Source organism: Paenibacillus beijingensis, from assembly GCF_000961095.1.
GTDB classification, from domain to species: Bacteria; Bacillota; Bacilli; order Paenibacillales; family Paenibacillaceae; genus Paenibacillus_O; species Paenibacillus_O beijingensis.
This window is the reverse complement of the sequence record NZ_CP011058.1, coordinates 893,245-906,166: the sequence shown is the minus strand read 5'-3', so window position 1 is coordinate 906,166 and position 12,922 is coordinate 893,245. Positions and strand designations below refer to the sequence as shown.

Genomic DNA, 12,922 nt, shown 5'->3' with positions numbered 1-12,922 from the left:
AGCAGCATGAAACTGGCAGTCGTCGGCACCGGATATGTCGGGTTGGTATCGGGCGTTTGTTTCTCGGAGTTGGGCAATGAAGTCATCTGCGTCGATAAGATTCAAGAGAAAATCGAGATGCTTGAGAGAGGCGAAGTTCCGATCTATGAACCGGGGCTGAAGGAGCTGATAGAGAGCAACCGAAATGCGGGCCGATTGTCGTTCACGACGGATCTTGCCGATGCGGTTCGCCGGTCGGATATCGTCATTCTCGCTGTAGGAACTCCGCCGCTTCCGAACGGAGAAGCCAACCTTTCCTATATCAAGGATGCTGCGAAAGAGATTGCGCAGGCGATGAACGGCTACAAGATCGTCATGACGAAGAGCACGGTACCGGTTGGAACAAACGAGAAGATTGCGGCCATTATTTCCGAATACTCGGTTCATCACTTCGATACCGTATCCGTACCTGAATTTTTAAGGGAAGGGTCGGCAATCAAGGATACGCTTAACCCGGACCGGATTGTCATCGGAACGGATAGTCAGGCTGCGGCAGAGCGTATTTCGGCGCTGCACCGTCCGCTGACGGATCAAATCCTGTTGACGGATATTCGCAGCGCGGAAATGATCAAATATGCATCGAATGCCTTCCTGGCGACGAAAATCTCGTTCATCAATGAAATTGCTAACATATGTGAGAAAGTAGGAGCCGATGTGACTAAAGTATCCGAAGGTATGGGATTCGACAAGCGCATCGGCTCTTCCTTTCTCAAGGCAGGTATTGGGTATGGTGGTTCGTGTTTCCCTAAAGATACACAAGCGCTTATCCAAATCGCCGGTCATGTGGATTACGAATTTAAACTGCTCAAATCGGTCGTCGAGGTCAATCGAGATCAACGCTTTAATGTGATCAACAAGCTGGAAACGATACTCGGCGATTTGAGCGGTAAGACGATTGCTGTCTGGGGGCTGGCTTTTAAGCCGGAGACGGACGATGTACGTGATGCGCCCGCATTCGAGATTATTCAAACGCTTATTGACAAGGGTGCGCATGTCAAAGCCTACGACCCGATAGCCACTGATAACTTTAAGAAGCTGCTCGTTCATCCGGAAGTAAAGTATTGCGGCAGCGCAGTGGAAGCGGCAGAACAAGCCGATGCGCTATGTTTGTTGACAGAGTGGAAGGAATTTACACAATTTTCGATTGAAGCGCTTCAAAAGCTGTTAAAGCGTCCAATATTAATTGATGGACGAAATGTGTTCAGTGAGGAACAGTTGGCAGGTACTCCAATGATTTATTATTCGGTCGGAAGGCCGGGCATGAATCAAGGGGTCAGAGAACAAATGCCGGTTCTGCAATTTTAGTCGTAATTCTATTCATTCTATTCTAAGATTAGGTGGTGTTGTTGGTGAAAGGAAAGTTAAAGAAAAAAGTTGCAGTATCGGCTCTTTCGTTGACCGTGGCGGCATCTTCATTCGGCGGGGTGCCGCTGAGCGTGCTGGGAATCCCTTCATTGGATGCTGGAGTGGCCAATGCGGCTGATATTCCGGCGCTGAAATCGCAGACGCTGGAACGATTGAACAAAATTCGTGCCGCTTTACTGGCAGGAGATCCTGTAGACGTGCAGGATGTTCGAAATCTGAAAAGTGAAATTGCTGCTTTGCGCGGAACCGAGATTTTGGAACTGTTCCGCCCGGTATGGGACAAAATAACGGATGACGTCCCGGAAACGGCCGACAGATTGAAGTTCAGAGAAAATGCCGCATCATTGTTCCGGACGATCATGGCACTCCCTTACGATACGACGGGAGCTAATCTCGAAGAAGTGAGGACACATGATGACTACAAGTACGTAGTCAAGGTGTTGAGAGAGTCGGCGCGAAGCGAATCGTTGAGTGTCGATGATGTGATTTTCTTCCTGATTGGCGACGGCGGATCGCTTAAGGGTGTGCAGGGCACGATTATCGATACTTTAAGTCAGAAGTCCATTGAAGAGCTTGTGGGACTGCTGCTGGACCGTTCAAAGCTTAACGATGTCATATTCGAAAGTATTAAAAAGGTACTGGATGATAATCAATATGAACTGAGCAAAGTACTCACGACGTTAGGGGTAACACCGAAAGATATTAACGATTCGATTATTAACACCCAGATCAAACTGAAATATGACGTGCCGGCGGGAAGCGCGCTCGCAATTGCGCTGTTCCGGGCGGAATCGGTGTTGAAGGCTGTAGAATCGGATAGCGGTCGCACGAAAACATTAAAGCTGGAGTTTTTCGGCAAGGAAGTTCCTCCCGTTATTTTGAAATGGAGCAAAGTTTCAGGCGGCAGCAACGTAACCGTTAAGGATGATGGAATTGTAACGATTCCGTCAACGGATACGACCGGGACGGCTGAAATTAAGGCAACGTTCACGGATCCTCGTACAGATGCCGTTAAAACCGTATTCCAGGGTCCTGTAACGCTGACATTTAAATCAGATAATACTGGCGGTGGAAATAACGGCGGCGGAAATAACGGAGGAGGCAGCAGCAGTGAAAGCGGTCTTGGTACCCAGGAAGAAGATCCGTTTGACAAAGTGGTAGCGGCTGCACTGGCTGAATTCAGAGCAACGATTGCCGTCATCAAGCCGAAGCTTGCGACAGCGACGGGGGACCAAAAAGAACTGCTCATTCGCGATGCGGTGAAAGCCGGACAAAAGGCTTATGACACAATTGCTCCGTATGATGTTTCCAAGCTTGCCAAAGTGACGGACAGCGTATATGCGCCGGTTCTGGACACGGTCTATCTGACAAGCCGGTTAGGGAAAATCGGGAATGCGTCCAAAATTATTAAGGGCGTTCTTACCGAAGAGATCAAGGCTTCCAAATTCATGACCGGTACATATTTGAAGGTGCCGATCGTATTCGATGTGGGAACGGCCACGACCGCTAAATCGGCTGTCGAGCTGCCGGCCGCGATTGTTCAAACGGCGAAGGCAAACGGACTCACTTTTGTTGGCGCGAAATCAAGCGGAACGTCGCTCTTGCTGCCGCTGAGCCGATTCAGCGGTCCGGTCAAGCTGCAGCTGACCAAGCTGGATAACAAGACGGTAACGAGCCTGACCTACGATGCTCTGGCATCTGATGTGTACGATTTTGAAATTACGGTTGGCGGCAACAAGGTAACGACGTTCACCGATCCGGTTATTTTGAATCTTCCTTTGGTCAATGCATCTAAACTGAACAAGGAACTGCTCACGGTCATTAAAATTGACGGAACGACCATCGATTATCAAATCGGCTTCGTCAAAGGCGAATTCGTGATTGAGTCGCGTGACACGCTCTCTTCTTATGCAGTTGTTGAGCATAAAGTCACCTTCACCGATCTTGCGCCAGTTCAAGCATGGGCCGGCAATCCGATCACGGTAATTGCTTCCAAAGGCATCGCGTCGGGCAGAACGGCGGACAAATTCGTTCCGAAAGGCATAGTCACCCGTGCTGAGTTCACCAAAATGCTCGTTCGCGCATTCAACTTGGAAGTTGCCGGCGCAACAGAGAAATTTGTGGATGTGAATTCGACGGATTGGTTCGCGCCTTATGTTGCAGCTGCTGTCAAACATGGCATTACGTACGGACGCGATTTCACGCATTTTGAACCGAAAGCGACCATCACCCGTGCTGAAATGGTGACGATGATGACCCGTGCATTGAAGCTGGCCGGCGGATACGAGAACGCAACCGATATTGCGGGCGCATTGAAAGGCTTCAAAGACGCGAAATCGATCAGTTCCGCCCTGCAAGGCGGAGTCGCGTTTGCATCCTCTCATGGTCTCGTGATGGGAAGCGGCGGTAAATTCTACCCGAATGCAAACGCAACACGCGCCGAAGCAGCGGTCCTGATCTACAGAGGACTGGATTTGTTAAAGAAATAAAAACTGACGATCATACCCTTTGTCTCATCCTCCTTTCCGTTTGCGGAAAGGAGGATGACTTTATTTTTTTAGGAGAGAAAATTTGTGATCCTTCTTGGTGTCTGGCTGTATGGTTATTGATTTCGGTAGCGGGGGGAGATGGATTAAGAACCTAATCGGAAAGGACAGGTCTGTGAGATGCGCAAAAAAAAATGGAAGCGAATCGCCCTCTGGTGTTTCGGTATCGTTATTGCAATTGGAATCGGCGGAGTGATCGCCGCCAATTACGCCGTTAATCGTGTGATGGATTCATTTGTTTCCGATCTTGAATTAGATTCGGAATCCAGCGACAGCTCTCTTTCTGGTAATACCGCTTCACCCGAATCAGGAGCAATAAAACCAGCTGATACAGCTGATTCTTCAAGCAAACCCGACAAATCCGCTCCATCCGATGCATCAACCAACTCTGGAAAACCCGCCGCATCCTCCGATAATCCGGGCTCCAGTGAAGCAGCTGCCAAACCATCTTCCTCCAATGGCGGCTCGGCTAAGCCGGATCCTGCAGGGGATGTGACGACTGATAAAGCAAAAGAAGTGAAAGAAAGCTTAACCGTTAGCGACAAGGCAAACGCCGCTACGATTTTGATGAAAAGTTTGAGCGCTTCCGATATCGACGAGCTGCGGGAACTGGCTAAAGGCGGATTGACGGTTGAGGAAAAGCGTACCGCCAAATCCATTCTGCTGAACAAACTTTCTGAGAGTGATTATGATAAGCTCTCTGGACTTGCCAAAAAATATGGCGTCAGCAAGGGAAGAACGTATGCGGAAGCAAAGGAAGAAATGGACAAAGGAAAGTAACGGTTATCTGGCAGTAAATCGAAAGGGCAACAAGAAAGGGGAAAATCATGAAGAAGAAGCCAACATGGATTGCGATGATGTGCATGCTAGTTAGTTTTATTATTGGCGTTGTGCCTGCCTCGGCTGCATCAGCATCGACACCGATTGTTAAAGTGCAGTCCATTCCAGCAAAACTGAGCTTTGATAACAAGACGTACGTTTTGCCGAAGGGCCAATATGTATTTATGTATCAAAACCGCACTTACGTTCCGCTGCGATTCATTTCGTATACGCTCAAGAAAAATGTCAAATGGGATTCGGTCAAGAAGACGGTAACCGTATCGGATCCGACGGAACAGGAACTGCTCCTTCTTCAAACGGCATTGAATAGCTTGTCCAGTACCGGGCTATCTACAGCGGCAATCGCATGGCTCAAAGCTTCTTCGATACAGGCAAGCTTTGTCTTTAACGGAACGGTCAAGCAGCTGCCGAAAGATCAGATTCCTTTTATCTATAACAACTCGATTTATGTGCCGGTTCGTTTCATGTCCGAATCCGTCGGGGCGGCTATTCTGTGGGACAGCAAAACGTATACGCTCACCGTTAAGCCAAGTTCCGGTACAAGTGAACCTCCTGCCCCGGGCGGCAACTCCGGACAAGGTTCGGAACCGGGCAATGCAGGCGGATCTACCGGCTCTACCGGGACCGCAACCCAAGGAAGCGGTCAAACGGGCAGTGGCAGTCAGAACGGTAGTGGATCCAACGGAGGTGGGGGCAACCCAGGTGGCGGCGGAGGCGGAGCTCCTGTAAAGCCTTCCTACGAATCGATCACGGGCGAAGCGGAGGATAAGCTGTACGCGCTTCGCAACAGCTGCCAGGAGGGCTTGTACAGCCTTGCTGGGCAATACCTGAGTGAAAAAGATGAGAACAAGAGAAAGCAGTTAATCGCAAGCGGTCAGCAGGCTCTGGATAATTGCAAGGCGCAATTCGAGCAAATCGTTACGGAAGCCAGTCAGAAACTGAGCGCGAACGGATACAGCACCGATATTATCAACCGATACCGCGATCGCTTTAATTCGGAGCTTAACCAAGGAATGGAACTTTTGAAAAAGATGTAGTTACACTTTGAAAGTCACAGATCCATAAGCAAGGAGGAGTGAGGGCGGATGAGGCAGCGAAGGAAGAGACGAAGCAGCCGCAGCCGATCCGCTCTTTTCTCGCTTGGCTGGCTCCGCATTGTGATCCCGATATTATGGCTTGCATGGATCGCGGTCATCTTCATCTTCTCTTCCCAGTCGTATCAGAAGCAATCGATTCAGCCGCTGCTGCATCGGACGTTGACGGCTCAAGGGGCGGACAAGGTGCTGCCCAAGGTTGATTTTTCTTATGACCATAGGAAGTATTCGAGCGATTCGAATCCGTTCGGGATGATCGAATTCCTGTTCCGCAAAGGGGCTCATTTGTTTGTATACGGCATGTTGGCGATCCTGACGGCGATGCTAATGGCTCGGTTCCGCATCCGGGGAGCTTCCCTTGCGGCGTTTCCTTTGCTGACGGCGGGTGTTGTTGCGGTTCTGGATGAGATGAATCAAGGTCATTCACCGAGCCGAACACCAGCCTACCAGGACGTATTTGTTGATCTCACCGGAGCAAGCTTGGGCTTGCTTCTTTATTTCTTCGTCAGGCTCATGAGCCGCCGTTATAAATCCTCATCCCGTCACATAGACTGAACCAGTTTAGGGACAGGGGTGAGGGTATTGCTTCGCAGAAGAAGAAGACGGTTGATGCCCAAGCTGGCGCTGTTGATGCTGGCGGTGCTGATCGGATGGATTCTATGGCGGGGAGCGACGGGATTGACGGCTGGCACGGGTGACGGGGCCGAAGCGGTTGTGCGTCAGTTTTATACGCTGGAGCAGTCAGGCGATTTCGGCAGCTCCTGGGAGCTGTTTCACTCCCAGATGAAAGATCATTTTTCCAAGGATAGCTACATTCAGAAACGGGCGCATGTATTTATGCAGGACTTCGGCGTTCATTCGTTCGAGTTTGAGGTCGGCAACAGCCATGAAGTCGGAGATTGGCGCATGACAAACGAAAGCGAACTGCTTGAGCGCGTATATTTGGTTCCGGTAACGATGAACTATTCGGGCAGCTTTGGCAACTTTGAGATCGTTCAGAACTGTTATGTGACGCGGGAAGCGGAAGAGTGGAAGCTGCTCTGGTCATACGGTAAGGAAGAATCGTCCAAATAAAAATATAAATATTATAGGGGATGCTCGTGATGGAGAATGAGAAATATGCTGGTTACGATTCAAATCAATTCAGACAGGATCTTGCGGACTTCAAGAAGCAGCAGGAGCTGCTTGATCTGAAGCTGCTTCAGCTTCGAAATCGGATTCGCGATATCAGCGACGAACGGGAAAGTTATCTTACCGATCTGTCGAGAGAGCTCAATCAAATGGTGTCGTTGAAAACGAATCTGGAAGAGTATGTTGCGCCCTTTAAGGCTTAAGACTTGAAATACCGGTTGTTCAAAAAATCCGATGAAACGTTGATCCGATCGTTGACGGAAATGGAACTCGCCTTGCAAGTGGGGCACAGGCAGGTGGAGCAACTGGAACAGCAGCTGCATGCGCTGAGGGAAGATTATGCCTTTAAGATAAAGCGGCTGGAGGATGAAATTACGGCCCAGCTTGATCAGATCGAGAAGATCTGTGCGCAGCATCCCGAGGTATCGGAACGTCTGCATCAGGCGATCAGCGAGAACGGTCAAATGCCGCATCCGCTGGAATCAACCCGAATCGGCGAACGGATGCTGCTGCTCGGGTGGATCAATGCCCGGCATCTCGACAGAGCGCTCAAGTACCAGCGGACAAACGGCGGCTTATTGGGCGAAATTTTGATCGAGCTTGGCTTTGTGCGGCCGGAGCAGCTGGAGTTTCTGCTGGCCCGCACGGACAGTTCGAAACGGCTGGGCCAACTGCTCGTAGCTCACGGATACTTGCTGCAAAGCGATGTCGACCGCGCGCTGGAGCTGCAGCAGCAGAGCGGCGGAAGCCTTGGCGAAATATTAATCTCGCTTAAGCTGATCACACCCCGGCAGTTCTATCGCGAGCTGGCGAGCCAGCACCGGATCGGACGTCTGAGCGAAAGCATTGACGGCACCGACGACTACAAGCTGCCGGAAGCGATGGCCCGCAAATACAACGCCATCGTCGTGAACCGTCAGTCGACTCGCTGCGTCCTGGCGGTGGAAAAGCTGTTGGATGAGGAACAGAGGCTGCGGCTGGAAGCGCACATCGGTCTGCCGATTTTGCAGGTGCTCGCGTCCCCTTGGGAAATGGAGAAGCTGTGGAACGACATCTATCACCGTGAGCTGCTTCACGAGAGTACGGAGAAGCTGAAGCAGCAGCAGCCGGAAAACTCGGCCAGCGTCACCTTTACGGTCCTCCAAATTGTCATTGCAGCCGTATTAGCTGCGGTTGTCATTGGGGGGCTGATCGCGAACTGGTTCGCCATGCTGCTTATATTGAATGTCATCATTCAGCTGTTTTATTTTACGATGACCGTCATGAAGTTCATGATTATTATTTACGGAACCCGGCACGAGGCTCAAATCCGGATCTCGGAGGAGGAGCTGCGTCAGCTTAATGAGCGGGAACTGCCGGTCTATACCATTCTCGTTCCGATGTATAAAGAGAGCGAAGTCATTCCGCATCTGGCCCAAAATTTGAACCGTCTCGACTATCCGAAGCACAAGCTGGACGTGAGGCTGTTAATCGAGGAAGATGACGTGGAGTCGCTTGAAGTCATCCGATCGTTGTCGTTACCGCTCTACTTCAAAACAATTATCGTTCCCCACAGTCTGCCCAAGACGAAGCCGAAAGCGTGTAATTACGGTCTTGCCCGGGCAAGAGGCGAATATGTCGTCATTTACGACGCCGAAGACCGTCCCGACCCCGATCAATTGAAGAAAGTCGTTGCCGCGTTCAAGAAAAACCCCGACAACTGTGTTTGCATTCAGGCAAAACTCAATTACTTTAACAGCAACCAAAATTTGTTAACCCGTTTTTTTACCCAGGAATACAGCAACTGGTTTGAACTGCTTCTCCCCGGCGTCATGCAGCTTAAAATCCCGGTACCGCTCGGCGGGACATCCAACCACTTCAAAACGTCGATCCTGCAGGAGATGGATGCTTGGGATCCGTACAATGTAACCGAGGATGCCGATCTGGGCATTCGGTTGTACAAAAAAGGATATACGACCGGTATCGTCAATTCGCGCACGCTTGAGGAGGCGAACAGCCGTTACGGCAACTGGATTCGCCAGCGCTCGCGGTGGATTAAAGGCTACATGCAGACATGGCTTGTCCATATGCGCAATCCGCTGAAGCTGTACCGCGAAGTCGGAGCGCGCGGCTTCTGGGGCGTACAGCTGATGCTGCTGTCGTCGCCGATGCTGCCGATGCTCAACCCGATTTTCTGGTCGCTCATTATCCTCTGGTATGTCACACACGCGGGCTGGATTCCGTCGTTTTTCCCCGGGTACATCTACTATCTGGCCGCGGCGCAGCTATTGCTGGGCAACTTCCTGTTCGTTTATATGAACATGGCCGGCGCGTATTGGATCGTGCACGATTTACATATGAACCGGGAAAGATGGCTGTCGTTCGGTCTCATCAAATATGCGCTTCTGACTCCGGTATACTGGGTGATGATGAGCATTGCCGCTGTAAAAGCACTGTGGCAGCTCATCACGAAACCTTTTTATTGGGAAAAAACGACGCACGGATTAACGACTCCGGAGCAGCAAAACCGGTCGCTAAATGCTTAACGTGCGAGAGGAAATTTGCACTCTATCGGTGCAAGTAACCGTTGGAAAATTTATGTTGTTAATTACCAGTTTCAAGGTATAATGAAGCTATAATTTGGGCGCGGAGAAACCGGATCTGTATATGGGCACTTGGATCCGGCGGAGCGACTAGTGCAACCGACCACTTTCAACTTTTTGAAAGGGGTTTTTACTCTTGTTCCGACAAGTGAAAAACTTAACTATTCGGTGGACTGCGGATGGAAATTAGTGTTGTCATCCCGACATTTAACGAAGGCCGGAATGTGAACATTCTGGCTGAGAGGCTGACGTCTGTATTATCGCCGCTTGGGCGGATGTTTGAGATTATTTTTGTCGACGACAGCATGGATGACACACCGAATTATTTGCAAAAGCTGACTGCAGGAAACCCGTCTGTCCGTTATATCCACCGGACGGAGCGGAGAGGTCTTGCGACTGCCGTACTGGATGGGGTCGATGCGGCCGTCGGCGAGATTGTCGTCGTCATGGATGCGGATCTTCAGCATCCTCCGGAAGTGATTCCCGACATGATCCGCACGATTGAACAAGGCTGCCAGATGGTCATTCCATCCCGCTTCATCCCCGGCGGAAATGACGGGGGGCTCAATCCTTACCGCAAAGTCGTTTCCTGGGGAGCCCGGATGATTGCGCGCGCGGCGCTGCGCCGAATCCGGCAAATTAGCGACCCGACCAGCGGATTTTTTGCGGTTCGCAAAGCGGCGATTGAAGGGATACGATTTGAACCGCTCGGCTGGAAAATTATGCTGGAGTTCATTGTCAGGGCCGACATTCGTTCGATCGCTGAAATCCCGTACCGGTTTCAAGCCCGCGATTTGGGCAGCTCCAAAATGAACATGGGCGAGCATTTGCGCTATTTGGTTCATGTCGGTAAGCTCGTTGCCGCAAGCGATGAAGATTCGCGGTTTGTGAAATTCGGTCTGATCGGATTATGCGGCGTTGTGGTGAACACGACCCTTTATTGGACGCTGCTGAAATCCGGATTAGCTGTATTTTGGGCTTTCCTGGCGGCTTCATTTATCAGCATGTTATTTAATTTTGTGCTGAATAACCGGTATACTTGGCAGAGCCGTCACGGCTCCGGATCTTCGATCTTGAATTGGGCCGGCCGGCTGCTCAAATATTCGGTCGTCACATCCGGAAGCATCCTGCTTTCAAGCGGCCTGGTGTCTGCTCTTGTTCACTTCTTCCACGCTCATTCGCTTTTTTCCGGCTGGATCGGCATTGCCTTTGGTATCGTATGGAACTTTGTGCTGAACGATAAGTGGACGTTTTCCCGGAAACGCGCCGCCAGACCTGCCCTGGTCGAATCTGCGAAAGCGGAACCAAGACGTATGGAGTTGTAGCATGATCAAAACGAGCAAATGGCCGGCCATCCTGGTTGGGCTGGTCGTCTTCACCCTTGAGCTTGTTGTAGGAATATGGATGGCGCATGTAAATTTATTTCTCCCGGGTGATGCGCTCAGTCGTGTTGCAAACGCATATTATGTATTGTACAGCCGTGATCCGCATCTGGGGGCGATCGGCTTTATTTGGAATCCGCTGCCAAGCTTGCTGGAAATCCCTATTTTATTATTCAAACCATTGTTGCCGGAGCTTGCTACGGAAGGGCTTGTAGGTGTACTGCTGACGAGCAGTTTTGCGGCTGCCACTGCAGTTTTGTTATTCCGCCATTACAGAGCTAGAGGGCATTCGATATGGATCGCCTTGACTTTTGTCGCGTTGTTCTCCTTTAATCCGTTTATTTTTTTGTATGGCTCAAATGGAATGAGCGAAATCCTCTTTATCTTTTTTCTGGTTTGGGCAGTTACTTCTTTGTTGGATTGGATGGACAGCCAAAAAGTCGTTTCTGTCATTTTTTCCGGATTTGCGCTTGCCTTTGCGTTTTTAACCCGTTATGAAACGGTCGCTTTCGGAGCCTTTATGGCGCTGGGCGTCGCTCTCATTATTTTGAGGCGGAGGATTGTTGCAGATGAAAAGCAGTCTTTCCGGGTAACCTATCATAGATTCGAAGCGACCGAACTGATTTTCATGCTTCCCGTAATATATACCGGCCTTTTGTGGATTTTGCTGAATTACACGATTATGGGCGATCCACTATATTTTCTGCGTTCGAATTATTCGAATATAGGACAGTCGGCGGGATTGTCCAGCAATCTAACGATTGGACCGGTAATTGGGAATTTAACGGCTGCATTGCGATTTTCATGGGAAAAAAGTGTTTGTTTTTTGCTTCCATTAATTGCAATCATCGGAATGAGATTAACTAGAAAAGAGTTGTTTCGAGTTGAATTCTTCCTGCTCCTGTTAATGATAACGGCTATTCCAATCATGCAGGTATATATGCTTTACAAAGGCTCCTCATACGGATGGTTTCGCTTCTTTGTTTATCCGCTTCCTATGATAGCGGCATGGCTGCCCTATGAGTTACAGAAGCAAAAATCTCAAAGAAAGCTGATCTATATTCTCAGTTGTCTGCTAACCTTCATGTTACTGGTATCCAGCTCAATTTGGACAGGACGGATCATGCAAAATGCCACTCTGGCACAAGAAGAATATGAAGCAATCCATTTCTCTGAAAGTTCGACACATCAACAAATCCTAATGGCTAAACAAATTGCCAGCGATTTGGACCAAAGAATTGAGGAAAAAAAAGTAACAGTGTTGATGGATTCTTTCGTTTCATTCTGGACGATTCTATATTCTAAACATCCTGATCATCTTGTCATAACAAGCGACAGGGATTTTGCAGAGTCATTACTCGACCCTGTTGGCAGCGATATTGATTATATTTTGGTGCCCAAACCGGAGGCAATTGCAGCGCTGGAAGCAGTAAATCAGAAATACGGCGACTTTTATTTTAAAGGGACAGATTTTGCAGTTCTAGATACAGAATATGGTGACAAGTGGAGATTGTTCCGGGTCATTCAAAAAGACAAAGGCAATCAACCGGTTCAACAGTAAAATGGACTCTCCTCGAGTTATTCCCCATATAAGCAGAAAGTCCGATTTTTTGGATTTCTGCTTTTTATTTTTGTCATTTTATTGTATAATAATGAAAGCGGATACAAGTTCTTCTTTCTTCCCAAACAACCATTCTCTTTCGACAGAATAATGCACTTCTTTTCCTTGACTTCCATCGATTATTGTCATAAATTAAAATTAATTGATACGAAACGTAACATAACTTTCGCATTCGCTGCATAGACTTGATAGAGATTTCTTTGAAATCAGACCAGTACGCGAGGAGCGATGGCAAGTGGCAATGAGCGAGCAATTTTATTGTGTATGTTGTGGTCGATTGTTGGAACACGGTCAGGCTGATTCCCTGTTTCGAACGGGCTTC

Annotated in this window: 10 protein-coding genes and 1 riboswitch; all 10 genes read left to right on the top strand. The window is 49.3% G+C overall.

Annotated features, from left to right (window positions below; genetic code table 11):
* Positions 1 to 6: 6 nt before the first annotated feature.
* A complete protein-coding gene (locus tag VN24_RS04255; protein WP_045669405.1) occupies positions 7 to 1,344 on the top strand; it encodes a UDP-glucose dehydrogenase family protein in 1,338 nt (445 codons plus the stop codon).
* Positions 1,345 to 1,388: 44 nt separating this feature from the next.
* The gene (locus VN24_RS04250; RefSeq protein ID WP_045669404.1) at positions 1,389 to 3,893 is read left to right on the top strand and encodes an S-layer homology domain-containing protein; all 2,505 of its coding nucleotides are present in this window, start codon (positions 1,389 to 1,391) and stop codon (positions 3,891 to 3,893) included.
* Positions 3,894 to 4,070: 177 nt separating this feature from the next.
* Positions 4,071 to 4,730, top strand: coding sequence for a hypothetical protein (locus tag VN24_RS26155; protein WP_052702776.1), 660 nt, complete (start codon positions 4,071 to 4,073; stop codon positions 4,728 to 4,730).
* Positions 4,731 to 4,777: 47 nt separating this feature from the next.
* A complete protein-coding gene (locus tag VN24_RS04240) occupies positions 4,778 to 5,827 on the top strand; it encodes a copper amine oxidase N-terminal domain-containing protein (protein WP_045669403.1) in 1,050 nt (349 codons plus the stop codon).
* A 48-nt stretch (positions 5,828 to 5,875) separates the two neighbouring features.
* Complete coding sequence (locus tag VN24_RS04235; protein WP_045669402.1) at positions 5,876 to 6,439, top strand: VanZ family protein; 564 nt, start codon at positions 5,876 to 5,878, stop codon at positions 6,437 to 6,439.
* Between the two features lie 54 nt (positions 6,440 to 6,493).
* Complete coding sequence (locus VN24_RS04230; RefSeq protein ID WP_052702775.1) at positions 6,494 to 6,958, top strand: hypothetical protein; 465 nt, start codon at positions 6,494 to 6,496, stop codon at positions 6,956 to 6,958.
* Positions 6,959 to 6,987: 29 nt separating this feature from the next.
* On the top strand, positions 6,988 to 7,218 hold the full coding sequence (locus VN24_RS04225; protein WP_045669401.1) for a hypothetical protein: 231 nt from the start codon (positions 6,988 to 6,990) through the stop codon (positions 7,216 to 7,218).
* Positions 7,219 to 7,311: 93 nt separating this feature from the next.
* Entirely contained in the window at positions 7,312 to 9,540 is a 2,229-nt protein-coding gene (locus VN24_RS04220) for a cyclic di-GMP-binding domain-containing protein, MshE-related (RefSeq protein WP_238590822.1), read from the top strand.
* 87 nt (positions 9,541 to 9,627) lie between these two features.
* A riboswitch (cyclic di-GMP riboswitch) is annotated at positions 9,628 to 9,711 on the top strand.
* 65 nt (positions 9,712 to 9,776) lie between these two features.
* On the top strand, positions 9,777 to 10,922 hold the full coding sequence (locus tag VN24_RS04215) for a glycosyltransferase (protein ID WP_045669400.1): 1,146 nt from the start codon (positions 9,777 to 9,779) through the stop codon (positions 10,920 to 10,922).
* A 1-nt stretch (position 10,923) separates the two neighbouring features.
* Positions 10,924 to 12,540, top strand: coding sequence for an ArnT family glycosyltransferase (locus tag VN24_RS04210; protein WP_045669399.1), 1,617 nt, complete (start codon positions 10,924 to 10,926; stop codon positions 12,538 to 12,540).
* Positions 12,541 to 12,922: the final 382 nt, after the last annotated feature.